Annotated in this window: 23 protein-coding genes and 1 pseudogene; 11 read left to right on the top strand and 13 right to left on the bottom strand. The window is 67.0% G+C overall.

The features are described 5' to 3' along the window. Positions 1-32: 32 nt before the first annotated feature. Positions 33-1382 (top strand): phage major capsid protein, encoded by a 1350-nt coding sequence (locus G6N66_RS20905; RefSeq protein ID WP_085234365.1) that lies wholly within the window; start codon positions 33-35, stop codon positions 1380-1382. A 606-nt stretch (positions 1383-1988) separates the two neighbouring features. Here the strand turns inward: G6N66_RS20905 and G6N66_RS20910 are convergent. Both G6N66_RS20910 and G6N66_RS20915 read right to left on the bottom strand, forming a co-directional pair. Continuing rightward, on the bottom strand, positions 1989-2138 hold the full coding sequence (locus G6N66_RS20910; RefSeq protein WP_163645894.1) for a hypothetical protein: 150 nt from the start codon (positions 2136-2138) through the stop codon (positions 1989-1991). After that, positions 2138-3562 carry a recombinase family protein gene (locus tag G6N66_RS20915; protein ID WP_085234364.1) on the bottom strand — a complete coding sequence of 475 codons (1425 nt, stop codon included), beginning with the start codon at positions 3560-3562 and terminating at the stop codon, positions 2138-2140. Before G6N66_RS20915 ends, G6N66_RS20910 begins: the two co-directional genes overlap by 1 nt. 22 nt (positions 3563-3584) lie before the next feature. Here G6N66_RS20915 and G6N66_RS20920 point away from each other — a divergent pair. The 6 genes and pseudogenes from G6N66_RS20920 to G6N66_RS20945 all read left to right on the top strand — a co-directional run. Next, a pseudogene (locus G6N66_RS20920) lies at positions 3585-3932 on the top strand (hypothetical protein); the annotation flags it as partial. Positions 3933-4011: 79 nt separating this feature from the next. Continuing rightward, the gene (locus G6N66_RS20925; RefSeq protein ID WP_085230889.1) at positions 4012-5442 is read left to right on the top strand and encodes a PE domain-containing protein; all 1431 of its coding nucleotides are present in this window, start codon (positions 4012-4014) and stop codon (positions 5440-5442) included. 10 nt (positions 5443-5452) lie between these two features. After that, positions 5453-6049 carry a lipid droplet-associated protein gene (locus G6N66_RS20930; protein ID WP_085230890.1) on the top strand — a complete coding sequence of 199 codons (597 nt, stop codon included), beginning with the start codon at positions 5453-5455 and terminating at the stop codon, positions 6047-6049. Further along, entirely contained in the window at positions 6046-7266 is a 1221-nt protein-coding gene (gene xseA, locus G6N66_RS20935; RefSeq protein ID WP_085230891.1) for an exodeoxyribonuclease VII large subunit, read from the top strand. Before G6N66_RS20930 ends, xseA begins: the two co-directional genes overlap by 4 nt. Beyond that, positions 7256-7501, top strand: coding sequence for an exodeoxyribonuclease VII small subunit (locus tag G6N66_RS20940; protein ID WP_085230914.1), 246 nt, complete (start codon positions 7256-7258; stop codon positions 7499-7501). Before xseA ends, G6N66_RS20940 begins: the two co-directional genes overlap by 11 nt. A gap of 52 nt (positions 7502-7553) precedes the next feature. Then, entirely contained in the window at positions 7554-8675 is a 1122-nt protein-coding gene (locus tag G6N66_RS20945) for a 3-beta-hydroxysteroid dehydrogenase (RefSeq protein WP_085230892.1), read from the top strand. Here G6N66_RS20945 and G6N66_RS20950 read toward each other — a convergent pair whose 3' ends face one another. Genes G6N66_RS20950 through G6N66_RS20960 form a run of 3 tightly spaced genes read right to left on the bottom strand, consistent with a single transcriptional unit; the run spans position 8676 to position 11687 of the window. Beyond that, a complete protein-coding gene (locus tag G6N66_RS20950; protein ID WP_085230893.1) occupies positions 8676-10196 on the bottom strand; it encodes a carboxylesterase/lipase family protein in 1521 nt (506 codons plus the stop codon). It abuts the gene before it with no gap. Between the two features lies 1 nt (position 10197). Further along, the gene (locus tag G6N66_RS20955) at positions 10198-10995 is read right to left on the bottom strand and encodes a dienelactone hydrolase family protein (RefSeq protein ID WP_085230894.1); all 798 of its coding nucleotides are present in this window, start codon (positions 10993-10995) and stop codon (positions 10198-10200) included. A 17-nt stretch (positions 10996-11012) separates the two neighbouring features. Further along, on the bottom strand, positions 11013-11687 hold the full coding sequence (locus tag G6N66_RS20960; RefSeq protein WP_232079375.1) for a DUF4245 domain-containing protein: 675 nt from the start codon (positions 11685-11687) through the stop codon (positions 11013-11015). A gap of 55 nt (positions 11688-11742) precedes the next feature. On the opposite strand from G6N66_RS20960, the gene glpX reads away from it, so the two are divergent. From glpX to G6N66_RS20975, 3 genes are all read left to right on the top strand, one after another. After that, positions 11743-12807, top strand: a complete 1065-nt coding sequence (gene glpX, locus G6N66_RS20965; RefSeq protein WP_085230896.1) for a class II fructose-bisphosphatase — start codon at positions 11743-11745, stop codon at positions 12805-12807. Positions 12808-12836: 29 nt separating this feature from the next. After that, complete coding sequence (locus G6N66_RS20970; protein WP_085230897.1) at positions 12837-14237, top strand: class II fumarate hydratase; 1401 nt, start codon at positions 12837-12839, stop codon at positions 14235-14237. A gap of 101 nt (positions 14238-14338) precedes the next feature. Next, entirely contained in the window at positions 14339-15334 is a 996-nt protein-coding gene (locus tag G6N66_RS20975; protein WP_085230898.1) for a hypothetical protein, read from the top strand. Here G6N66_RS20975 and G6N66_RS20980 read toward each other — a convergent pair. The 5 genes from G6N66_RS20980 to G6N66_RS21000 form a co-directional block, all read right to left on the bottom strand. Beyond that, positions 15324-16805, bottom strand: a complete 1482-nt coding sequence (locus G6N66_RS20980) for an adenylate/guanylate cyclase domain-containing protein (RefSeq protein ID WP_085230899.1) — start codon at positions 16803-16805, stop codon at positions 15324-15326. The two genes, G6N66_RS20975 and G6N66_RS20980, sit on opposite strands and share 11 nt — an antisense overlap. Then, positions 16798-17673, bottom strand: a complete 876-nt coding sequence (locus tag G6N66_RS20985; RefSeq protein WP_085230900.1) for a polysaccharide deacetylase family protein — start codon at positions 17671-17673, stop codon at positions 16798-16800. The genes G6N66_RS20980 and G6N66_RS20985 overlap by 8 nt, the downstream gene beginning before the upstream one ends. Before the next feature lie 129 nt (positions 17674-17802). Further along, on the bottom strand, positions 17803-19104 hold the full coding sequence (locus G6N66_RS20990; protein WP_085230901.1) for a PhoH family protein: 1302 nt from the start codon (positions 19102-19104) through the stop codon (positions 17803-17805). Positions 19105-19367: 263 nt separating this feature from the next. After that, on the bottom strand, positions 19368-20195 hold the full coding sequence (locus tag G6N66_RS20995; RefSeq protein WP_085230902.1) for an acyl-ACP desaturase: 828 nt from the start codon (positions 20193-20195) through the stop codon (positions 19368-19370). A gap of 56 nt (positions 20196-20251) precedes the next feature. Continuing rightward, a complete protein-coding gene (locus G6N66_RS21000; protein WP_085230903.1) occupies positions 20252-21679 on the bottom strand; it encodes a glycine hydroxymethyltransferase in 1428 nt (475 codons plus the stop codon). Positions 21680-21775: 96 nt separating this feature from the next. Between G6N66_RS21000 and coaA the strand changes: the two genes are divergently transcribed. Then, positions 21776-22714 (top strand): type I pantothenate kinase, encoded by a 939-nt coding sequence (coaA, locus tag G6N66_RS21005; protein ID WP_085230904.1) that lies wholly within the window; start codon positions 21776-21778, stop codon positions 22712-22714. 7 nt (positions 22715-22721) lie between these two features. Here the strand turns inward: coaA and G6N66_RS21010 are convergent, their stop codons facing one another. The 3 genes from G6N66_RS21010 to G6N66_RS21020 all read right to left on the bottom strand — a co-directional run bounded on the left by G6N66_RS21010 (position 22722) and on the right by G6N66_RS21020 (position 25467). Continuing rightward, positions 22722-23129, bottom strand: a complete 408-nt coding sequence (locus tag G6N66_RS21010; protein ID WP_085230905.1) for a hypothetical protein — start codon at positions 23127-23129, stop codon at positions 22722-22724. 176 nt (positions 23130-23305) lie between these two features. Continuing rightward, entirely contained in the window at positions 23306-24676 is a 1371-nt protein-coding gene (locus tag G6N66_RS21015) for a hypothetical protein (RefSeq protein ID WP_085230906.1), read from the bottom strand. Positions 24677-24678: 2 nt separating this feature from the next. Then, positions 24679-25467 (bottom strand): (2Z,6E)-farnesyl diphosphate synthase, encoded by a 789-nt coding sequence (locus G6N66_RS21020; RefSeq protein ID WP_085230907.1) that lies wholly within the window; start codon positions 25465-25467, stop codon positions 24679-24681. Positions 25468-25531 lie beyond the last annotated feature (64 nt).

Consider the following 25531-nt stretch of genomic DNA (forward strand, 5'->3'; position numbering starts at 1 on the left):
CGCGTTCCACCCCCAGGAAGGGGAAATTTTCAATGACACTCACCCCTCGTCAGATCGCCAGTCGCCGTGAGGCTTTGCGCGCTGACTCACAAACTATTTACGCGCAGCTTGTCAGCGGCGCTATCAACGAATCCGCGTTCAACAAATCGATGACGCGTCTCGAAGCGGAGAACGAAAAGTTGAACAGCGAAGAACGTACGTACACGAAAGCGAAAAGTTTCGGCGACACCTGCGCGTCATCGATGCAGCAGTGGCGCTCTCAGTACAAAGACGGCGCGCCTGATGGTCGTGCTGGTTTCTTCGGCGGCGGTAAATCGAAGTCGGTTACACCGCCCGATGGTGGCCGTCAGATCGCGCGACGCGATGACGCACTGGACATCGACCAGGAACAGCTTTACGGCATGTACCAAGCGTTGAAGCACGGCGCGCCGTTCCGCGTCGAGTGCAAAAGCTTCTCTGACAGCTCCGGTTTCAAGACGACGACGAGCGCGCCGGTTCTCGAAGGCGGGGTGTACCCAAGCGGTATTCTGCCTCCTGATCTGCGCTCAGACCTGTTCCAGGAGTACCGCTTCCCGGGTGCTGTCACACCGGTGAGCGAATACCTGCCGACGATGATGATCCAAGCGCCGTCGATCGAGTTGCCGGTGCAGGGGTCGAACACCAACCCGGCCGCTGTCGTGAGTGAAGCTGGTGTCAAAGCCGACATCGGGGTGACGCTCACCAAAGAAACGTTCGTTCCGATCAAGATCGCGGCGCTCGGCAGCGCCTCGAACGAAATCTTGGCGGACTGGCCCGTCTTCCAGGATTGGATGCCTCGTCTGGTGTCGAACGCTGTGCGCGACGCTGAGGACTCGCAAATCCTTTCTGGTTCAGGCTCACCCGGCATGACAGGCATCTTGAACACCAGCGGCACGCTCACCCGCGCATTCAACGCGGCGACCGACGACACGCCGCTGGACACGATCCTGCAAGGTTTCGATGACATTCGTCAGCAGCCGAACGTCCTGGGCGACCCCGATCTTGTGCTGCTCCACCCGTACACCTGGGGAGCCCTGAGACGCGAGAAGTCGACAACAGGCGCGTTCTTGCTGAACATCATGAGCCCGAACGAGATTGGTTCGCTCGACGACTTGTGGGGTGTGCCGGTCAAGACGAGCGTGCATGTTCCGCAAGGCCAAGCGATCATCATGGACACCGCGTTGGCGTGCCGATACCTGGTGCGACAGTCACTCGAAATCGCGGCGAACCCATGGGGTGACACCGAATGGACACAGAACTTGGTTAGCTTCCGCGCTGAGCTGCGTTCTGTGATTGCTGTGATCCGTCCCGGCGCAATCAATTTGCTCACAGGGTTGTCTCAGTCGAGCGACTTGGGTAGCTGATTATGCCGGTGATCATTGGTGCTCCGCCTGCGACACCGTCTGGTGCAAGTCTCGCGTCATGGTCATGGCCCGCGCGTCTCGCATTCAGCGGGTGGCTACTCAACGGTGTCTTCGATGTCTATGACTACCCCGAGCAACCGTGGCTGCAAAGTTTGCAGCTACAGACGTTTCATCCATGGCCGCCGACCGCTGACGCACCTGATCCTGGTGAATCACCCGGCGATGACTACGTTTACACCGAGGTTCGTGTCGCGTCGATGCACCGGGGTTGGCCAGAATCCTACGGACAGAACCAATGGTGATCTTATGAGTGTGCGGCTTCGGCATCCGGACGTGCTGTCGCCGCATGCGGTGAAGCGACCACCGCGAAAAAGAAGCGGTGACGTGCGCACGTTTTCATTCCTTTCGGCGTGCGCACGTCACCGTCTTCAAAAACTTGAATAGTGTTGCGGCGAACCGTCGAAACGGATCTATTCGCCCACCCCCGAAAGCGTTCGGCGTCAAACCGCGTACTTTATCCATACACGCGCGGATGCTCGCTCTAGACCGGCGATTTCCTTTTCGGGCCGCGAGGCGTCGACAGCGTCGAACGCTGAAAGGGGTAGCTTACTTGTCGCGCGGGGGCTGAAAGATCGGCGGCGGCAAGACGTTCCGCAACCTGGTGATCTGCTCCTCAAGGCTTTCGTCCTGCTCGGGCAACTCACCGGGCTCGTAGACAACATGCCAGTCACCCTCGCTGTCGTAGACGATCTCCATTATTTCCACTCCACCTGTACTCGGTCTTCCTTGATTCCCTTCGCTCCCGTGTGCGGGTTGATCACTTGATAGCCACCCTTGCCGACAGGCTTGATCGTCACAGTCATCAGCAGATCGACGACGCGACGGAAACGGTCGTGCGTCAGCTTGTCGACAGCTTCCCGCACTTCAGGCTTCCCAAGCGGGACGCCGTCGAAGACACGGAGTTTTTCGTCGTCTTGCTCTTGGCGCTCCAGCTCGGCGATGTCGCTGTTGATCGTCGCTGTCGCGATCTGCACCTGATCGCCGTCGAGGACTCCTCTTGCGTAGTCGACAGCCAGCTGTTGACGCCGCGCGTACAGCGTCTCTTTCTCGCGGCGAATACGCTCAGCCTCGGCCGCGTCGTGCTTCTGCGACTTGAGTAGGTCGACAGCATCCTCCATCGCCAGTCGGCCGGCGACGATCTTGAACATCAGCGGTTCGACAGCGTCGGCGCGGATCGACACACCCCGGCATGATTTGCACGAATACACGCGTGTGTTCTGCGCTGTCTGTGACCCTCCTGCGAGGCGACCTCCGCATTTGCCGCAGACGAGCACACCTGTGAGCAGGTGACGCCGTACGGCTTTCTTGCCGGGTTTGCGCTTGTCGTCGTTCAAGATCGTCTGCACCCTTCTCCACGTGTCTTCGTCGACGAGCGCTGGCCACTGGCCTTTGCCGACGATCTCGTCGTTGTGTGATCGCAAACCCGCGTTGCGGGGTGCACGAAGAAACAGCGACATGGTTGACGCGGTCCACGGTTTGCCTTTCACACCGTGCTGTCCGGCTTTGTTGAACATGCGCGCGATGTCGCTCACGGTGGTGCCCGAGAGGATCGCCGCGTATGCGTCGCGCACCAGCTCCGCGCGCACACGGTCGACTTCGACAACATCTCCGGCGCGTCGGTAACCGAACGGCATCTGCGGCCACTTCGGCAGACCCCGCTCGGCGACCTGACGCGCTGCGCGGCGCTGCCTGTCGGACTTCACGTCAGATTCGTACGCGGCGTACGTGCCGACGTTCCGGTAAGCCATCCGTCCTTCTGAAGTCGACAAGTCGAACTGGCCGGTGACGGTGACAAGGTCGACGTGTTTGAGGTTCGCGAGGTTAATGAACGCTTCAGCCTCAGCGGGTCGACGGTGCAATCGGTCGGTCTTGTATGCGACGACGGCCTGGATCTTTCCTTCTTCGATGTCGGCGATCATGCGCTCGTACTCGGGTCGCGGCTTCTTGGAGAAACTCGACGCGCTGATGTCGTTGTCGCAGTACTCGACAGGCGTCCAGCCTCTCCGCTCACATTCGCGCAGGCAGTCCTCACGCTGACGTGTGACACCGAGCTCCTCGCCGGTGCGGTCTTTCGATATGCGCAGATAGATCGCTGCGCGCGTGGTATTCGTGCTGGTCATAGCTTAAGTGTACTTGAAGAGTCGTACTCATCATCTGCTGAAGACATTTTGGGGCTGGACCGAAAAACAACTCGCCGACGGCACCCTGATCCTGACCTCCCCCAGCGGACAAACCCACGTCACCACCCCCGGCAGCGCACTACTGTTCCCCAGCCTGTGCTACGCCGTGGGCGGCATGCCCGCCCCCGAAACCGACCCACCCCCACCCCCACCCCACTGCACCAACCGCACCGCCAAGATGCCCAAACGCCGCCGCACCCGCACCCAAACCCGCACCCACCGAGTAGCGGCCGAACGCAAAGCCAACCGCCAAGCCCGCCTCGCCGCCCAACCCCGACCCAACCCCAACCACGACCCACCACCGTTCTGATCCGGCTCCCCGGACGGTCCACCCTGGGTAGCATTGCGTAGCTTTCCTGGGGTTGTCGCACCGTGGATGGGAGCCGACGATGTCGTCGTACGTGATCGCAGCACCCGAGGCTGTCGCCTTGGCCTCGGCAGACTTGACCGGGATCGGGGAGGCGATCGAGGGTGCCACCGCCGCGGCGGCGCCCTCGACGACGGGCCTCGTCGCGGCGGCCCGCGACGAAGTGTCGGCGGCCATCGCGAATCTTTTCGGCAGTTACGCCCACGAGTTTCAGGCGCTGACCGCACACGCGGCGCAATTTCACGCCCAGTTCGGGCATGCGCTGAGCACTGCTGGAACGGCGTACGCAACCGCCGAGGCGTCGAACGTCGACTTGCTGATCCGAGGACTGCAGCAGCAGTTCTTTGACCAGGGGTTCTACTCGCCCTTCACCGATCTGACCGGGCAGCCGCTCTTCGGCAAACAGGCCGTCGGGCCGGTCGTCACCGGAACCACAGGCCCCGGTCTGGGCGGCAGGCTGATCACCGCCTTCTTCAACGGAACGCTCGGGAAGGGCAGCGGCGGTGTGTCGACCGGGCCCGGAACGCCCAACGGGGTGACCGGGGTCCGGGAAGGGACCTCCTACCTGGAAATTCCGGTCGGCCCCCACGGCTACAGCGCGCCGGCACGCTGGTATTTCCCGACGCAGGCGGACGGTTCGGTGGATGCCCGCGGCGTCATCTATTTGCAGCACGGCTTCCTGGGGACGGGCGGCTGGTACGGCGACCTGGCGATCGCCCTGGCCGAGAGCACGGACAGCATCGTGGTCGTCCCCACCGTGTCGTCGTTCGCGTTGCCCGGCGGCGCCTGGCTGAGCGGCACGCAGATGCAACAGGCCGTCGCCTCGTTGTTTGTGGGCAACGAGACCGCACTGAACACCAGCGCGACCCAGGCCGGGTATCACGGCACCCTGCCGCAAGATTTCGTGTTGGCCGGGCACTCCGCCGGCGGTGGCCTCGCCACGCTTGCCGCCGGCGATTACGTCGCCGACCTCGGGGCGAACACCGTCGACAACCACCTGCTGGGTGTGGTGATGTTCGACGGGGTGGCCAACAACTCCACGGCGTTCGCGGCCGCGGTCGCCAACCTGCAGACGTTGAACATCCCCGACTACGTGATGGCCGCGCCGCCCCAAGACTGGAACGCCTACGGCGGCACCACAAATCAACTGGTCAGCCTGTACCCGGGCCAGTTCGTCGGGGTCGAGCTGGTCGACGGCTCGCATGTCGACTCGCTGCTGGGCGACAAGCCGGTCGTCGACTTGCTCGCGCAGGCGATCATCAAGTACGCCCCGGGCGGCGATCCGGCGGCCGTGTACACGTTGTCCGCCGGCTGGATCGACGACATGTACGTCGGGGCGGGCCCGACCAACCCGATGTACGGCCTCTACGGGACCCCAACCGGCTACCAATCCCCCGGCGGACAGCAGATCATCCTAGGCCCGGCCACGGGAATCGTGCTCCCGGTCGCCTAATCTGGAACCCATGGCGACTGCACCGTATGGGGTTCGGCTATTGGTCGGCGCGGCGACGGTCGCCGTCGAGGAGACGATGAAGCTTCCGAAAACCATCCTGATGTACCCGATGACGTTGGTCAGCCAGGCGGCGCACCTGGTGATGCTGTGTCAACAGAACCTGGCCGAGCTGGTGATCAAGGGCGACAGCACGTTGGAGTCGATCTTTCCGCCGAAGGACGAGAAGCCGGAGTGGGCGACGTTCGACGAGGACCTGCCCGACGACGCCGACGGGGGCTTCTCGACATCGGACGGCGTCGACGGTGATCGCCGGGCCGAGGGACGGTTCGCCTTGTATTCGGTTTCCGAGGCGGACGGGTTGGGCGACGCCCCGACCACACCGGCGCCCACCAAGAAATCGAAGAAGGCCAAGGCGACGATTCCGGCGCCCGCGGTGGCAGCCGATCTCGACTATCCAAACCTGACGCTGGCCCAGCTGCGGGCCCGGCTGCAGTCGCTGGCCGTCGACGAACTCGAAGCCCTGCTGGCCTACGAGCAGGAGACCAAGGCCCGCGCACCGTTCCAGACGCTGCTCGCCAACAGGATCACCCGCGCGACTGCGAAGTGACGCAGGGAAATTCGGCCGAAAACCCCTTCCCGGTTCGCGCGGTCGCGATCCGAGTCGCCAGCTGGATCGACAAGCTGGGCACCGTGTGGGTCGAGGGTCAGCTGGCGCAGGTCACCGTGCGACCCGACGCCAAGACGATCTTCATGGTGTTGCGCGACCCGGCCGCTGACATGTCGCTAACGGCCACGTGTTCGCGCGACCTGGTGGCGCGTGCGCCGGTGAAACTTACCGAAGGCATCCAGGTCGTCGTCTGCGGCAAGCCCTCGTTCTACACCGGACGCGGCACATTCTCCTTGCGCCTCAGCGAGATTCGCGCCGTCGGCATCGGCGAGCTACTGGCACGCATCGACCGGCTGCGCCGACTGTTGGACGCCGAGGGACTCTTCGACCCGCGGCTCAAGCGGCCAATACCCTTCCTGCCCAACACCATTGGGTTGATCACCGGCCGCGCGAGCGCCGCCGAGCGCGACGTGACGACGGTGGCCACCACCCGCTGGCCCGCGGCGCGGTTCGCCATCCGCAACACCGCCGTGCAGGGCGTCAACGCGGTCCCGCAGATCGTCGAGGCGTTGCGCGAACTCGACGCCGACTCCGACGTCGACGTGATCGTGCTGGCACGCGGCGGCGGCAGCGTCGAGGACCTGCTGCCGTTTTCCGACGAGACGCTGTGCCGCGCGATCGCGGCCTGCCGCACGCCGGTGATCAGCGCGGTCGGCCACGAACCCGACAACCCGCTGTGCGACCTGGTCGCCGACCTGCGTGCGGCCACCCCCACCGACGCGGCCAAGAAGGTGGTCCCGGACACCGCCGCCGAGCAGCAGCTCCTCGACGACCTGCGCCGGCGCAGCGCGCAGGCGCTGCGCAACTGGGTGTCCCGCGAACAACGCGCGCTGGCCCAACTACGCAGCCGCCCGGTGCTGGCCGAGCCGCTGCGGGCCCTCGATGCGCGGGCCGAGGAAGTTCAGCGCGCCCGGTCGGCGGTTCGCCGCGACGTCAACCGGCTGGTCGCCGCCGAAACCGACCGCGTCGGGCATCTGGCCGCCCGGCTGGCCACGCTGGGCCCGGCCGCCACGTTGGCCCGTGGCTACGCGGTGGTGCAGACGACGACCGGAGTGCTCCGGTCGGTCGACGACGCTCCCGCCGGTACCAGGCTGCGGGTGCGGGTTGCCGACGGCGCCGTCGCGGCAGTGAGTGAAGGACGGCTCGATGGTTCCTAAAGAACGCCCGGAGGACGGTTCGATTACACCTATTAGTGAAATGGGTTACGAAATTTGCCGGGACGAACTGATCGAGGTCGTGCGGCAGCTCGAGCAAGGCGGACTCGACCTCGAAGCGTCGCTGCAGCTGTGGGAAAGGGGAGAACAGCTGGCAAAACGGTGCGAGCAACACTTAGCTGGAGCCCGCCAGCGGATCGCTGACGCCCTCGCCGCCGCGGAGGCCGACGAGAGCTGATCGCGGCCCGGCCGGGCGCGGACCCCATTCCTTTTTGGAACACGTTTCAGTTATGCTCGCCGGCATGGGTGACGCAACGCTGCAAACCGAACTCGGGCGCGTCCTGGTCACCGGGGGCTCGGGCTTCGTCGGCGCCAACCTGGTGACCACGCTGCTCGACCGCGGATACCGGGTGCGGTCCTTCGACCGCGCGCCATCGCCCCTGCCGCAGCATCCGAAGCTGGAGGTGCTGCGGGGCGACATCACCGACGCGGGCGTCTGCGCGACCGCGGTGGACGGCATCGACACGGTGTTTCACACGGCGGCGATCATCGAGCTGATGGGCGGCGCGTCGGTGACCGAGGAATACCGAAACCGCAGCTACGCGGTCAACGTCGAGGGCACCAAGAATCTGGTGCACGCCGGGCAGCGGGCCGGCGTCAAGCGATTCGTCTACACCTCCTCCAACAGCGTGGTGATGGGCGGCCAGCGCATCTCCGGCGGCGACGAGACGCTGCCCTACACCAAGCGGTTCAACGACCTCTACACCGAAACCAAGGTGGTCGCCGAGAAATTCGTTCTGCAACAAAACGGACTGGACGGCATGCTGACGTGCTCCATCCGGCCCAGCGGCATCTGGGGGCGCGGCGACCAGACGATGTTTCGCCGACTCTTCGAAAGCGTGGTCGCCGGCCACGTCAAGGTGCTCGTCGGGAGTAAGAACGCCAAACTCGATAACTCCTACGTGCACAACCTGATTCACGGCTTCATCCTGGCCGCCGAGCACCTGGTGCCGGGCGGCACCGCACCCGGGCAGGTGTACTTCATCAACGACGGCGAGCCGATCAACATGTTCGCGTTCGCCGAACCGATCGTCACCGCATGCGGCCAGCCCTGGCCTCGGATGCGGGTGCCGGGCCGGCTGGTGCGCGACGTGATGTCGCTGTGGCAGTGGTTGCACTTCCGCTTCGGGTTGCCCAAGCCGCCGCTGGAACCCCTTGCGATAGAACGGCTTTACCTCGACAACCACTTTTCGATCGCCAAGGCGCAACGCGATCTCGGCTACCGGCCGCTGTTCACCACCGAGCAGGCGATGGCGGAATGCCTGCCGTACTACAAGGATCTGTTCGAACAGATCAAGGCGTCGGCGCAGCCGCATCTGGCGTCGGTCGTGACCGCGCCGCCGCCGGAGTAGCTAGCGGAAACTGACCATCTCGTTGCCCCAGGCGGCGAGGATGCCCGCGTCGAGATCTTGCACGACCCTGTCGTGGCGATCGATGACCAGGCAGGCGCGGTCGGCCTGCTGGTAGGCGGTCCAATCCGGCTCGCCGGCCGGCCCCTGCGGCTTGCCCTGCGCGGCGAAGTTAATCCAGCGGGTGCGCATCCGACGCGAGATCGCCTTGGCCGTTTTGGCCCCGCCGAGCTTCAACGTGGGATCCTTGGGCGCGCCGAGAGTGCCCCAGACATAAGGCAATTCGGTGGCGTGCGCGGCCCGCACCAGGAACAGCTTGAGCAGCGGCGTCGCGTAGTCGAAGCGGTACAGGTACACCGGTGCCACCTTGCTGTGCCCCTCGGCCAACCACACCGACGGCATCCGGAAGCCGACATCGGTCGCGATGCTCAAACCCCTTGACTTGCCACGCATCCGGGGATACGCCTCGACGATCTGGTGCTCGGTGGGCAATTGCAGGTCGGGCTGTTCGCTCGCGATCTGGGCGAACATCGACTTGATCGCGGCGGGGGTGATCGGCATCAGCGGCGAGCGCATCAACCGAAACAGCGCCGCCTCATGCCGATTGGTGCCGATGATCAACGGCACCGGATGTGAGCGGCCCTCCTGCGCCGCCTTGACGGGGTAGTCCCGAAGCACGTCGCCGTCGACGATGGGGACGAACGCCAGCGTGCCCGGGTTGCGCGCCGGCACCTCGTTGAACACTTCGTTCGTCACCGACACCAATGCCGCGGCCGGCACGTCGCGCAACCGCCCCACCTCGGAGCCGGTGATTCCCAGCTTCTCCAGCACGACCTCCGCCAGCTGGCGGGCCCTGCCGCTGTCGTATACCGATGTGGCCGGCGAACTTTGGGCGATCGCGGCGGAGAACAGACCGGCGGCCGCCGGGACGGCGAGCAGCGTGGTGACGATCCCCGCCCCGGCGGACTCGCCGAACAGCGTCACCCGCCCGGGATCGCCGCCGAACGCCGCGATGTTGTCACGCACCCAACCCAACGCCGCCAACACATCACGCAGCCCGATGTTGGAATCGAAGCCGGAGCCGAACGACGACAGGTCGAGAAACCCGAACGCACCGATGCGGTAGTTGATCGTCACCACGACGACGCCGTCGCGCGCCAACCTGCGGCCGTCGTAAAGCGGCTGACTGCCGGACCCCAGCACATACGCTCCGCCGTGCAGCCACACCAGCACCGGTTTGCGATCACCGGGCCGGGTATCCGAGGATGCCCAGACGTTCAGGCTCAAGCAGTCTTCGTCCTGCGGCGCGCCCAGATCCAGCTGAACGTTGGGGATCGCGGGCTGCGGGCAGGCGGGCCCGAAGGCGGTGGCGTCGAGCACCCCGGTCCAGCGCTGCGGGGGCTCCGGCGCCCGGAAACGCAGCTCGCCCACGGGCGCGGCGGCGTAGCGGATGCCCCGCCACACCGAGACGGGGCCTTGATCGGCGCCCCGGACCGGGCCCTGACTCGTTTCAGCGATCGCCAAGCTACGTCAGCCTCTCGGTGAGAAACTCGACCACCCGCTTGCGGGCCTCGTAGGCCGGCTGGCCGTCGATTTCGCGGACCTCGTCGGTCAGCACCGAATGCGCCATCTTGCCGAAACCGTGTTCGTTGCCTGGGCGCGAATCGATCTCGATCACCTCGAACGCGTCGCCCAGCCGCTGCTTGAGTGTGGTGAAGCGATCACGCGGGGACATCCCGTCCTCGCTGAACCGCAGACCGATGGCGCACAGGCCCTCGTTGGCGCAGCGCCCGGCGACCGTTGCCAGCTCGGATTCGCTCATCCCAGGATCGCGGCGCTGCGCCCCGGTCAACGGAAACGGCGTCGACGGCTGGCTGAGCACCGGCGCGAGCACGCTGTCGTCGACCGCGGCGGCCAGCGCGAAGCCCCCGGTGAAGCACTGGCCGATCACGCCGACGCCCTTGCCCGGCGTCGACGCGTTGAGGTCACGCGCCAGCGCGCGCAGGAACAACGCCACCGGCCGCTCCTTGTTGGTCGCGAGGGCGGCGAATTCCCTTGCCACGCAAACCCGGGCGAGGACGTCGACGGTGTAGCCGACCGTCTTCGGCTTGCCCGGCTTGCCGAACAGCGACGGCATGGCGACGGTGAAGCCGTTGTCCACCAGGTGATTGCCCAGCCCGAGCACGCCGGGGTGGATCCCGGGTATCTCGGGGATCAGCACCACCCCGGGACCGGCGCCCTTGCGGTAGACGTCGTGCGTATAGCCGGCACCGGTGAACGGCGTCGCCGTCCAGCCGGAAAGGTCCGCTTCGGGTGCGGTCACTGCGATGTCCCTTCGCGCTATCTACTCGGTAGTGGCGGCTGCGATTGGGTCGCCGCCGCCAGCGTACGAAACTGATCGGTGCTTCCGGCACCGGTGACGGCGATCTGGGTGGGGCCGACCGGGCTGGCGAGCCTGGTGGTCCACACCGGCTCGCCGGCTGTCCCGCCCTGATAGACGACCCAGTTGGTGCCGGCGACGTCGACGGTGCCGGTCGGGACCATCGAAGGATGGATCGAGGCGACCAGCTTGTCCTCGTCCGCGTTGCTCTGCGTCAGGCTCAGATACATCCCGGTCGGGGTGATGTAGCCCACGGTCGACGTGGTCGCGTTGAGGTGCTGGCCGGTGGATAGGTCCGTCCGCCCGTTTTGTATGCCGCCGCGACTACCGGAGTTGGGCTGCCAGCCCGCCGGCAGCCGGGGCAGCCGGATCGGGAAGCCCAGCGTGGTGGCGTCCGCGTGCAGCGCCGCGGACACGTCGTAGGACGGAATCGTGCCCTTGGTCGTCCCTCCCGGTTGAAAGGAGCACATGCCGACCAGGCCCGCCAACACGATGCACCCCACCACCAGCGGCCCCAGCGACCAGAACATGTCGCGGCCGTCCTGCAGCAACCGAGGTTTCGCCGGCCGGGGCCCGGGCCCGGGCAGCGGCCCCGGGTCGCGGAAGCCCTCGGAATTCGGCGGCTGCACGGTCACTCCCCGAGTATCCCAGCTCCAGCTCACCGTTTCGCTTCTGGGACAATCAGCAACCATGACAAGTCAAGGCACCGTCGCGGGCCGCGACCCGTCGCAGCCGCGGCCTCGTGAAGCCCCGGACCGCAACCTCGCCCTGGAACTGGTGCGCGTCACCGAGGCCGGCGCCATGGCCGCCGGGCGCTGGGTGGGGCGCGGCGACAAGGAGGGTGGCGACGGCGCCGCCGTCGACGCGATCCGTGAACTGGTGAACACCGTCTCGATGCGCGGCGTGGTGGTCATCGGCGAGGGCGAAAAAGACGAAGCGCCGATGCTCTACAACGGCGAGGAGGTCGGCAACGGCGACGGCCCGGACTGCGACTTCGCCGTCGACCCCATCGACGGCACCACGCTGATGAGCAAGGGCATGCCCAACGCCATCTCGGTGCTGGCGGTGGCCGATCGCGGCGCGATGTTCGACCCGTCGGCGGTGTTCTACATGAACAAGATCGCCGTCGGGCCCGACGCGGCGCACGTGCTGGACATCACCGCGCCCATCGCGGACAACATCAGGGCGGTCGCCAAGGTCAAGGAGTTGTCGGTGCGCGACATGACGGTGTGCATCCTGGACCGGCCGCGGCATAAGCAGCTGATCCAAGACGTGCGCGACACCGGGGCACGGATCCGGCTGATCACCGACGGCGACGTGGCCGGTGCGATCTCGGCGTGCCGGCCGGACTCGGGCACCGACATGCTGGCCGGTATCGGGGGCACCCCGGAGGGCATCATCACCGCCGCCGCGATCCGCTGCATGGGTGGGGAGATCCAGGCCCAGCTGGCCCCCACGGACGAGGCCGAACGCCGCAAGGCACTCGATGCCGGCCACGACGTCGAGCGGGTGCTCACCACCACGGACCTGGTGTCCGGCGACAACGTGTTCTTCTGCGCCACCGGCGTCACCGACGGCGACCTGCTCAAGGGCGTGCGCTACTACCCCGGCGGCTGCACCACCCAGTCGATCGTGATGCGGTCGAAATCGGGCACGGTCCGCATGATCGAGGCCTACCACCGGCTGTCGAAGCTCAACGAGTACTCCGCCATCGACTTCACCGGCGACCGAAAAGCCCCCTACCCCCTGCCCTAGACGTTTCCAGCGGAAGAGGAACACGATTCATGGCCGATAGCGCCGAATACCGTATCGAGCACGACACCATGGGCGAGGTCCGGGTGCCGGCAAAAGCGTTGTGGCGCGCCCAAACTCAGCGCGCGGTGGAGAACTTCCCGATCTCCGGCCGCGGCCTGGAGCGCACCCAGATCCGAGCGCTGGGCCTGCTGAAGGGCGCGTGCGCGCGAGTCAACAAGGACCTCGGCTTGCTGGCGCCGGAGAAGGCCGACGCCATCATCGCGGCCGCCGCCGAGATCGCCGACGGGAAACACGACGACCAGTTCCCCATCGACGTCTTCCAGACCGGCTCGGGCACCAGCTCCAACATGAACACCAACGAGGTGATCGCGTCCATCGCGGCCGCCAATGGCGTCACGGTGCACCCCAACGACGACGTCAACATGTCGCAGTCGTCCAACGACACCTTCCCGACCGCCACGCACATCGCGGCCACCGAAGCCGCGGTGCGTCACCTGATTCCGGCGCTGCAGGTGCTGCACGACGCGCTGGCGACCAAGGCCCGCGAGTGGCGCGCGGTGGTCAAGTCCGGCCGCACGCACCTGATGGACGCCGTGCCGGTGACGCTCGGCCAGGAGTTCGGCGGATACGCCCGTCAGATCGAGGCCGGCATCGAGCGGGTGCAGGCCAGCCTGCCCCGGCTGGGTGAGCTGGCGATCGGCGGAACCGCGGTGGGCACCGGCCTAAACGCCCCCGACGGCTTCGGCGCCAAGGTGGTGCAGACACTGGTCGCCGAGACGGGGCTCACCGAATTGCGCACGGCGGCAGATTCTTTCGAGGCGCAAGCCGCCCGCGACGGGCTGGTCGAGGCGTCCGGCGCGTTGCGCACCATCGCGGTATCGCTGACCAAGATCGCCAACGACATCCGCTGGATGGGCTCGGGCCCGCTGACCGGGCTGGCGGAAATCCATCTGCCGGACCTGCAGCCCGGCAGCTCGATCATGCCCGGCAAGGTGAATCCCGTTCTGTGCGAGGCGGTTACGCAGGTCGCCGCCCAGGTGATCGGCAACGACGCCGCGGTCGCCGTCGGCGGCCTGTCCGGCGCGTTCGAGCTCAACGTCTACATCCCGATGATGGCCCGCAACATCTTGGAGTCGTTCAAGCTGCTGACCAACGTGTCAAAGCTGTTCGCCGAGCGATGCATTGTCGGGTTGTCGGCCAACGTCGAGCACCTGCGCAAGTTGGCCGAGTCGTCGCCGTCGATCGTGACGCCGCTGAACTCGGCGATCGGCTACGAGGAGGCCGCCGCGGTGGCCAAGCAAGCCCTCAAGGAACACAAGACCATTCGTCAGACGGTGATCGACCGCGGCCTGATCGGGGACAAGCTCTCGGAGGAGGAGCTGGACCGCCGGCTCGACGTGCTGGCGATGGCGCGCGTAAAACCGGAGTGAAGGCGCACGGCTAGGCCCGACTAGGCCCGTCGCTTACGAATTTTTCAGGCACCACGCACATAATTGGTGACGCGGTAGCCAGTGAAAGTGAGGATGATTCGATGACGGTGCCTCCCGGCGGCCCCTACGGTCAGGATCCCTACGGAACGAACCCGTATGGTCAGGGCCCCTATTGGGGCGGCCAGCCGCAGGGCGGCCCGTACCAATACCCCCAGGGCGGCCAACCGCAAGGCGGTCCGCCCGGATATCCCCAGGGTGGCTCCTACCCCTACCCCCCGCCCGGGGGCGCCTACCCGCCGCCCCAATACACCCAGCCCGGCCAGCCCCCCGGCTGGGGGCCCGGGCCGTATCCGCCCGGACCACCGCCAGGCGGACCGCGGTCGAAGGCGCCGTGGCTGATCGTCGCCGGTATCGCCGTGCTCGGCGTGATCGTGCTGGTGGTCATCCTGGCGGTCACCCTGAACTCGAACAAGTCGACGACGGCCACCCCGGGCCGCACCTCGTCGGCCCCGTCGTCGCAAGGCGCCCCGACCTCGGAGCCGAACAACACCCAGCAGACCGCGACCGATTGCACCCCCAACGTGTCCGGCGGCGAAAAGCCGGTCGGCGGTTCCCCGATCAGCGCGGGCGCGCTGAGCTTCCCGACCACCGCGGCCCCCGGATGGATGCCCATCTCCGATGACCAGACGCCGAACCTCATCGGCGCGGTGGGCGTCGCCAAAGAGGTGCCCGGCGCCAACCAGTGGGTGATGCAGGCCGAGGTCGCCGTCACCAACTTCGTCTCCAGCATGGACGTCTCGGCGCAGGCATCGAAGTTGGTGCAATGCGTGGCCACCGGCCCCGGCTACGCCAACGCGTCGCCGACCCTGGGCATGACGAGGACGTCGACGCTCACGGTCGACGGGACCAAGGCCGCCCGGGTCGACGCCGACGTGACGATCGCCGACCCCGCGCGCAACGTGAAGGGCGACTCGCTGGTCATCGTCGCCGTCGCCACCAAGCCGGTCACGATTTTCTTGGGCGCCACACCGATTGGCGATGCGGCCTCCGCGGGCGTCATCAACCAGGTCATCGGCTCGCTCAAGGTCACGAAGTAAGCGGAGCCGAGATCTGCGTGGCCTCCGAGCGGCCGCGCAGCACCGTGGAATAACGCTCCGACCACCGCGCACGCTCGGCGTCGTCGGCGTGTTCGATGGCCGCCGCCGAGCACAAGATCCGTGAGTCCGCGGTCTTGGCGAGATCGGCCAAGCGTGCTGCCTCGTTGACGGCGTCGCCGATAACCGTGTATTCGTAACGGTTTTCGGCGCCGATGTTGCCGGCGAAGACTCGCCCGGCCGAGACGCCTATGCCGAAGTCTACCGGCAGCTTCCGCAGCTTGGTGCCGAGGGCACGCGCGGTCGCCAGCGCCGATGACGCGGGGTCGTCCATCCGCAGCGGCGCGCCGAAGACCGCCAGTGCCGCGTCGCCGGCGAACTTGTTGATCAGCCCCTGATGCTCGTCGACGGCGTCGACGACGATCCGGAAGAAGTCGTTGAGCACCTCGGCAACCTCTTGCGGCGGACGGCTTTCCGCCAGCTGCGTGGAGCCCACCAGGTCGATGTAGAGGACGGCCGCCTCGACCACGTCGCCGGACAGCTGCGCACCGCCCTCTTCGAGCGCGCGCCGGGCCACGTCGGCTCCGACGTAGCGTCCGAACAGATCGCGCAGCCGGTCGCGTTCGGCGAGCCCGGTGACCATTCGATTGAATCCCGTTTGCAGACGCCCGATTTGGGAGCGTTCGTAGGCGCCGACGTGAGTTTCCAAGTGGCCGTGCTCGATTTGGGCCATCGCCTCGACGATCTCGTCGAGCGGGTCGGATATGGAGCGTGACGTCAGCATCATCGTCGGCAGCCCGAGGATCAGCGCCGCCAGGGCCACCACCAAGATGGGCACGGTCAGCGTGGCGGACTTCGGGATGAGCCAGCCGTGGGACCGCAGCACGATGAACGTCGCAATCACCCCGACCGGCAACGCGCTGAACAGGAACCACATCAGGACCAGCCGGGCCAACACGCCGGGCACGGCGAGCCGCGGCGTGGCGTCGCGGGTGGCGGCGATCATGATCGGCCGCAGGCTGCGTTGCGCCAGCAGCATGCCGGTGCCGGCGGCCGCGGGGGCGCCGAGCAGCACACCGAGCAGCATGGGCAGCAGAACGGAGACCCCGGCGGTCCGATTGATCAGCATCAGGACCACGGCGCTGAACGCCCAGGCGACCAGGAGAATCACCGTCTGGCGGCCCGCGAGTCGCATTGCGGCCTCGCGCTGGTCCTTGGTCGGTATGTTGCCGGCGAGGAACCATCGCAGGGTGGGGGCCAGGCTGAACGCCCCCGCGACCATGACGGCGGCGGTGGCCAGCACCACCAGCACCGCGACGACGACCAGGTTGTGTTCCCCGAAGTACATCGCAGTGTGCCCGCGCAACGGCACGAGGATGGCGGCTACGTCGACGACGGCCAAAAAGTAGGCCGCGGCGAGGGCGATCCCGTATTCGATCGCATACCCGCGGACCGTTTTCGGATGTCTAGGCACCGTTGTTCGGCCCGCCCGAGTTCTGGCCTGCAATGTCGGTGATCGGGAAGTTGGGCATCGGCTTGGGCGACGGGGTGTTGGGCAGCGTCGGGATCTGGCCGGCCGGAATGTCGTGCAAATCGTTTGCGGGCGGACCGTTTTCGCGGCCGCCGTAGGTGCTTCCCGGCGCCCGCGCGCCAAGCAGTTCGCTGACCGTCACCAGCCGGTAGCCGTTCGCCTTGAGGACCGGGATGAACTGGTATACCAAATCGACGGTGCTCGAATAGGTGTCATGGAACAACACCACCGAGTTCGGCTTGATGTAGGTCATCAGCATGTAGCGGGTGGCCGCCGTGTTGGAGTCGTTGGCCCAGTCGAAAGGGATGACATCCCAAAGGATTTCGGCTAAGCCGAACTGGACGGCGGTTTGGCGGACCACGGGATTGGACAGCCCGCCCGCGGGGCGATACAGGCTCGGCGTCCGGCCGGTCGCGGCCCGGATCGCGTCGTTGGCCCTGGAGAATTGGGCGGCGATGTCCTCGGTTGGGATCGTCGTCATGTTGGGGTGTTCCCAGGTGTGGCTGCCGATCTCCATCCCGGCGTCGGCGATGCGCTGGGCGCCCGCCGGGTTGGCCGCCACCTTGTTGCCGATCAAAAAGAAGGTCGCCTTGGCGTCGTTGTCCTTCAGTATCTGCAACAGCCGCTCGTCAAAGGGGCTGGGTCCGTCGTCAAAGGTCAGCGCGACGCACTTGACGACCGCGCAGCTCGATGTTTCGGCGCGGGTCACGTGACCGGTGAGGCCGCCGATCAGCAACACCACCGCGGCCGCAACGACGCCGATGACGGTCCGCCAGTACCGCCATGCCTGGTTGTCGCGTCGCTTCGGCACTAAGGAAGTTTAACCGGCACCCGCGTGTGGGATTCGCGCGTTGACTGTGCGCCCAGGGCTTTCATTGTGTACGTAGGGCGGCTTCGAGGCCGATTTTCCCGCCACAGCCGCACACCCATTGCCCCGGAGTCAGTGCGGTCCGGCGATCTCCTCGAGCATCTCGGTGACCAGCGCGGCGATCGGCGATCGTTCGCTGCGCAGCAACGTGATGTGCGCGAACAAGGGGTGGCCCTTGAGTTTCTCGATCACGGCGGCGACCCCGTCGTGGCGGCCGACGCGCAGGTTGTCGCGCTGGGCGATGTCGTGGGTCAGCACCACCCGCGACCCCGCACCCAGCCGGGACAGCACGGTGAGCAGCACGTTGCGTTCGAGTGACTGCGCCTCGTCGACGATGACGAACGAGTCGTGCAGCGAGCGACCGCGGATGTGCGTCAGCGGCAGCACCTCGAGCATGCCCCGCGAGAGCACCTCCTCGAGCACCGCCGGGCTGGCCAGGCCCTCGAGGGTGTCGAACACCGCCTGCGCCCAGGGGCCCATCTTTTCGCTTTCGCTGCCGGGCAGGTAACCGAGTTCTTGGCCGCCGACCGCGTACAGCGGGCGGAACACCACCACCTTGCGCTGGGTGCGCCGCTCGAGCACCGCCTCCAGGCCGGCGCACAGGGCCAGCGCCGATTTGCCGGTGCCGGCCTTGCCGCCCAGCGACACGATGCCCACCGACTCGTCGAGCAGCAAGTCGAGCGCGACGCGCTGCTCGGCGGAGCGACCGCGCAACCCGAACACCTCGCGGTCGCCGCGTACCAGCTGGACGCGCTTGCCCGGGTTGACGCGCCCAAGCGCGTGAGAGCTGCCGCCCAGCAGCCGAATCCCGGTGTGGCACGGTAGATCTCGGGCTTCGGGCAGATCGATCTCACCGTCGGCGTAGAGCGCGTCGATGTCCTCGGCTGCGATCTCGATCTCCTGCATCCCCGACCAGCCGGAGACCACGACGTCCTGCGCGTGATATTCGTCGGCGGCCAGGCCCACCGCGGCGGCCTTGACCCGCAGCGGAATGTCCTTGCTGACCAACGTGACTCGCTTACCCTCGGCGGCCAGGTTGGCCGCGCAGCTCAGGATCCGGGAGTCGTTGCTGTCGGTGCGGAAGCCGGCGGGCAACACCGACGGGTCGGTGTGGTTCAGTTCAACGTGAAGCGAACCACCTTGTGTCCCAACGGGTATCGGCTGATCTAGCCGTCCATGTTCGAGTCGAAGATCGTCAAACAGACGCAACGCCTGGCGGGCAAACCAGCCCAGCTCATGATGGTGGCGTTTGGCCTCAAGTTCGCTGATCACCACCAGCGGAACCACGACCTCGTGTTCGGCGAACCGGCTGCACGCCCAGGGGTCGGACAGCAGCACGGAGGTGTCGAGCACGTACGTCCGGGTATCGGTCACCAAGCGCTCCTCGTGCTAAACCCGTGAGACCCCCCACGGGCGGGTCGAGGGAAATCGCGGCGCCAGGACCGGGGCCGGTCCTGCCTAGGTAGGAGGCGCCGCCCTGGCAGCAGATTACGTCGCTGACCATCAAAAGCGACGCTACTCTCGTGGCGGCGTAGCCGCCCGTCAGGCGCGCCGAGACCGCTAGCCCGTGACTAGCCCGATGGTCGCGATCCGCTGCGCCCGGCTCCGCCGCGCTTGCGATCGCTCCTACCCCGCGACTACCCCGCGACGAATCCGCGCAGCGCCGGCTCGGCGGCCACACCCCACGCGGTGATGCGATCGGAGATCGCCTGCCGCAGCTCCGCCGGCCCGAAAATGCCTGCGTCGGCGACGTTCTGCACCTTGTCCTGGTAGGCGTCGATGTCGGCCCCGACGACCTGAAGGTCGGCGGCGCGCGCGGCGATCGCGGCAATCGTCTCGTCGCGGGTGTACTCCAGGCAGTGCTCGACCAGGTTCGCCCAGAACAGCTCGTGGCGCTCCTCGTCGCGGCGGATCCGGTCGATCAGCCCGGCCAGGATGGGCTCCTCGATCTGCGCCGCCAGGTTGGCGCAGAAGACCGCGTGGGTGCGCTCGGTGAACGCCATGTACACCAGGGTCTCGACCTGTGAGTACATGTCGCCGCAGTAGCCCCTCATCACGTGCTGGACCCGGGCCTCCTCGTTGGCGGTCGGGTCGACCTCGCGGGTCACCACGAGGTATTCGCGCAGCGCGATGGCGTGCAGGTGCTCCTCGGCGGTCCACCGGCCCAGCCAGCGGCCCCACCACTCCTCGAGGATGAAGTGCTCGACCAGCTCGCGATGGTGGGCCGAGAGGTTGTCCTTGAGCAGCAGCAAGATCTCGCAGGCGTCGGTGATGGTCCTGGGCAGCGTCGCCTGGGACGGGTCCCAGTCGCGTCCGCCCAGGAAGGCGTAGTTCTCACCCCGCTCGAACGGCACGTAATCATGGGCGAACCAGATGTCCTCGGTGTTGAGGTGGCGGTCCATGTTGGCTTCGCACACCGGCTCGAGTTCCAGGGTCAGCGCATTAGCGACAGGTTTCTGTGCCATGCAGTTACTGTAACCCGCGGGTACAGGTTTTTAAAACGTGGCGCCCCGTGTCGCGCCTACAGCGTGAGACCCGGGTACAGCGGGTGCGCGTCCAGCAGCTCGGCGGCGGCGGCGTTGACCCGCTCGGCGGTGCCGTCGGCGAGCTTGTACTTGGCCTTGGAGGACCCCTCCGGGGCCGTGTTGGCCAGCACGTCGACCATCAACTCGGCCACCCGGTCGAACTCGTCGGCGCCGAAGCCCCGGGTGGTCAGCGCCGGCGTGCCCAACCGGATGCCGCTGGTGTACCACGCGCCGTTCGGGTCGGCCGGGATGGCGTTGCGGTTGGTCACCACGCCCGCGTCCAGCAACGCCGACTCGGCCTGCCGCCCGGTCAAGCCGAACGAGGTGACGTCGAGCAGCACGATGTGGTTGTCGGTGCCCCCGGTGATCAGCCGCGCATCGCGCTTGAGGAAGCCGTCGGCCAGCGCTTGGGCATTGTCGGCGATCCGCTGCGCATAGGCCTGGAACGAGGGCTGCCGTGCCTCGGCGAGCGCGACCGCCTTGGCCGCCATCACATGTGACAGCGGGCCGCCGAGCACCATCGGGCAGCCCTTGTCGACGGCGTCGGCGTACTCGGGTTGGCACAGCACGAGGCCGCCGCGCGGACCGCGCAGCGACTTGTGCGTCGTCGTCGTCGTGACGTGGGCGTGCGGGACCGGGTCCTCGTCGCCGGTGAACACCTTGCCCGCCACCAGGCCCGCGAAATGCGCCATGTCCACCATCAGGGTGGCGCCCACCTCGTCGGCGATTTCCCGCATCGTCGCGAAGTTGATGCGGCGCGGATACGCCGAGTAGCCGGCCACGATGATCAGCGGCTTGAACTCACGCGCGGCGGCCGCGACCGCGCCGTAGTCGACGAACCCGGTGTCCGGGTTGGTGCCGTAGCTGCGCTGGTGGAACATCTTGCCGGAGATGTTGGGCCGGAAGCCGTGGGTGAGGTGGCCGCCGGCGTCCAGCGACATGCCCAGCAGCCGCTGGTTGCCCAGGCTGGCGCGCAGCTTCTCCCAGTCCGCCTCGGACAAGTCGTTGACGTGCTTGGCGCCGGCGTCGGCCAGGCCCGGCGCCTCGACCCGCGTCGCCAGGATCGCCCAGTAGGCGACGAGGTTGGCGTCGATGCCGGAATGCGGCTGCACGTACGCGTGCGGCGCGCCGAACAGCTCGCGGGCATGCTCGGCCGCGACGCTTTCGACGGTGTCGACGTTCTGGCATCCGGCGTAGAACCGATGCCCGATGGTGCCCTCGGCGTACTTGTCCGACAGCCAGGTCCCCATGGTCAGCAGCACGGCCGGCGACGCGTAGTTCTCGCTGGCGATCAGCTTGAGCGAACCCCGTTGGTCGGCAAGCTCTTTGCGCGTCGCCGCGGCGATGCGAGGTTCGACGGACTCGATGACCTGCAGTGCCGCCCGGTAGGCGGCGCTCGCGGTATCCGCGTATTCGGCTGACATGGCAACGAGACTAGTCGGCGGGTAACCGGGGCGGGATCCTGGCCTTTGGCCAGCCCCGCCGTCGGGCAGGTACCCGGCCCTGCGACACTTGGCGCTATGCCCCGGCCTAGCGAGCCGAGCCCATATGTGGAGTTCGACCGAAAGCAGTGGCGTGCGCTGCGCATGTCGACACCTTTGGCCCTCACCGAAGAGGAACTGATCGGCCTGCGGGGTCTGGGCGAACAGATCGACCTGCTTGAGGTCGAAGAGGTCTACCTGCCGCTGGCCCGGCTGATTCACCTGCAGGTCGCCGCGCGCCAGCGGCTGTTCGCCGCCACCGCGGAATTCCTGGGCGAGCCGCAGCAAAACCCCGACCGGCCGGTGCCGTTCGTCATCGGCGTGGCGGGCAGCGTCGCGGTCGGCAAGTCCACCACCTCACGTGTGCTGCAGGCGCTGCTGGCCCGCTGGGATCACCATCCCCGGGTGGACCTGGTGACCACCGACGGCTTTTTGTACCCCAACTCCGAACTGGACCGGCGAAACCTGATGCACCGCAAGGGTTTTCCGGAGAGCTACAACCGTCGGGCGCTGCTGCGGTTCGTGACGTCGGTGAAGTCCGGTTCGGACTATGCCTGCGCCCCGGTGTATTCGCATTTGAAGTACGACATCATCCCCGGCGCCAAGCACGTGGTCCGCCATCCCGACATCCTGATCCTGGAGGGCCTCAACGTCCTGCAGACCGGCCCCACCCTGATGGTGTCGGACCTGTTCGACTTCTCCGTCTACGTGGACGCCCGGATCGAAGACATCGAGCAGTGGTATGTGTCGCGGTTCCTGTCGCTGCGGGGCACGGCGTTCGCCGACCCCGAATCACACTTCCACCACTACTCGGCCCTCAACGACACCAAGGCGGTCGCGGCCGCGCGCGAGATCTGGCGCTCGATCAACCGGCCCAACCTCGTCGAGAACATTCTGCCGACGCGGCCGCGCGCCACCCTGGTGCTGCGCAAGGACGCCGATCACGCCATCAACCGGCTGCGCCTGCGCAAGCTGTAGCGGACCGCTAGACCGGCAGGCGGCGCACACCCAGGTATTGCAGCCACGCGAAGAACGCGGTGTACACGCCGCTGGCCAGCGTGGCGGCGATCCCGGTCGCGGTCATCGGCACCAATCCGGCGGCCACGATCGCCGCCACCGTGTAAACGCTGTTGGCCACGACGACGCCGATCCCGGCCCGGCGCAGGTTCGGCGCGGCGGCGAGGACGAACACGACCAGCCCATAGAGCACGAAGAATGCCGCCATGGCGAATTCCTGCCCGGACGTCAGGCCGGTCAACGACGAAAGCGGGTCAGCGACGAAGGCGGCGGCCAGGCCGAACAATCCGGTCAGGGTCGCGTCAACGCGCATGGCGAAACGCAACAGCGAATCGGTCGAGTCGTAGAGTGGCCGGGCCGGAAGGACAGCGGTCATGTGGATTCACTCCTTGCTATGGCGGAATTCGAGGGGGGATTTCGAGGGGGGATGAGTGCGGACAGCTTCGATGTTGCTGCCCGGGCACTGCCAGATCGACGCATGGCACTGCCAACTTCTGCCATGGGTGAAATGACCAGCCAATTCGCCGGAGTATTCCCGTCCGGCCGGATTATTTACTCGCTGGAGACCGAAACGCGTCCGCGCAGATCGGCCGCGATGAGCCGCGCCGCCGCGTTCTGCCAGTTGTGCAGTGAGCGCTGGGGGACCTCGGTGACGAACCACTGCCAGGCCTGGCGGGCGGTCGGGTCCAAGCCGGACGCGGTGGCGTTCTGCGCGTACGCCCGCACGCCGACGACATAGGGGAAATACAGCGCGTTGTAGTGCCGCCACTGCTCGGTGGTGCCGAAGTCGCCGCCGTCGCGCGGCTTGAGCCGCGCAATGCCGTCGGCGAGCACGGCCTTGAGTTCGTTGGCCCGCTCCAGCGGGTGATCGGGTGCGCCGCGGGCGGCGAGCCGCTCGTCGATCACCGGCAGCGCGGTCAGCGGGCTGGCGACCAGTTTGGTCAGGTCGGCGTAGTGGCCCAGCGCGCGGCGGGTGAGCCGGGCGAAGGTTTCGTCGTCGACGTCGCCCAGCGGATCCTCGGAGCGCAGCGGCAACCCTGCCCCGGTGCGCCGCAGCGCCGCCCGGTCGGCGCGCAATCGGGGCGACTTCCAGAACGCCAGTCGGTCCAGCAGCCCGGCCAGCGGATCGGCCAGCACCTGCACCGTGATGGCGATCGCCAGGGTGGTGAACAGCAGGACCGTCAGCACCACCTGGGTGCCCGGCTGGTCGCGGGTGACGGTCAGCCCGATCAGCAGCTGGCCGCCGAGCAGCACCGTCACGGCCGTGCAGCCGGCGAACGAGCGCAGCATGTCGGCGCGCAGCGCCTGACCCTCGTCGAAGGCGTCCCACAGGGCCACCGCAACCCCGAGCGCCAGCACGTCGAAACCCGTCGACGCCAGCGCAAGCCAGCTGGGCACCAGGCCCAGCGGGATGATCAGGATCGCGTTGGCCAGCGCGAAGAACAACGTCGCCACCACGACGAGGCCGACGACCGGCACCGGTTGGTTCGGCCGCCGCAGCGCCGCGAACATCGCCCCCAGGGTGGAGGTCGAGATCACCGCCAACATCAGCCAATGCCCGGCCCGCAGCGGCCCGTGCACGCTGCCGGCCAGCGCGGCGCCGACCAGCGTCAGCGCGCCGACGCCGGCGACCAGCAGCACTTCAGCGGTGCGGGCCCGGGGCGCTTCCGACGGCCGGGACAGCTCGAGCAGCACCGCGAACCAGGCGATGCTGGGCACGGCGGCCAGGTAGATCTCCAGCTGGCCGAGCAGCGGCGCGTGCGTCGGGCTGGCCGTGCGGACCGCGTCCAGCGCCACCACGAGCGCAAAACCGCACAGCCCGATCGCCGCCAGGGCGAGCACGGGCTTGCGCGGATCACGGGCCAGCAGATACAGCCCAAGCCAACCGCTCAGCGTGAACACCACCGCCGACAGCGCAGCCATACCTACCTACCGTAGCGACGATGGCGCTGGCTGTAGTCACGCAGCGCGCGCAGGAAGTCGACGCGACGAAACGCGGGCCAGTGCGCCTCGGTGAACCACATCTCCGAGTAGGCGCTCTGCCACAGCAGAAACCCGGACAGCCGCTGCTCGCCGGAGGTGCGGATCACCAAGTCCGGGTCGGGTTGCCCTGAGGTGTAGAGGTTTTCGGAGATGGCCTCGACACTCACCGCCTCGACAAGCTCCTCGCCGGTCGCCCCGTTGGCGAGTTCCTTGCCGAGCAACGCGCGAACCGCGTCGACGATCTCCTGACGGCCGCCGTAGCCGACCGCGACGTTGACGTGGAACGGCGCGACGCCCGGGGTGGACTCCACCGCGCCGCGCAGCCGACGGGCCGGTTCCTCCCCGAGCAGTGACAGGTCCCCGACGGTGCGCACGCTCCAGCGTTTCGACGGCGCGCAGATCTCCTCGACGACGTCGGTGATGATTTCGATCAGCGCGGCCAGCTCGTCGGGATCGCGTTGCAAATTCTCGGTCGACAGCAGATAGACGGTGGCCATTTCGATGCCGGCCTCCTGGCACCAGCGCAGCATCTCGGCGATCTTGATGGCGCCCATCCGGTAGCCGTAGCTGACGTCGTCGTACCCCGCGTCGCGCGCCCAGCGCCGGTTTCCGTCACACAGGACCGCGATGTGGCGGGGCAGTTCGGATTTGGAGGCGGCCAGACCCTGCCGCAAGCGCAGCTCGTAGACGCGATACAACGGCTCTTTGAGCCGTGGCGGAATGATCTCCACGAGGATTCACACTACTGTGGTCTGGATACTGTGATCAGTAAGAGCCAGTGGCAATTTCAAACAG

Origin of the sequence: Mycobacterium conspicuum (genome assembly GCF_010730195.1) — a bacterium.
Taxonomy (GTDB): domain Bacteria; phylum Actinomycetota; class Actinomycetes; order Mycobacteriales; family Mycobacteriaceae; genus Mycobacterium; species Mycobacterium conspicuum.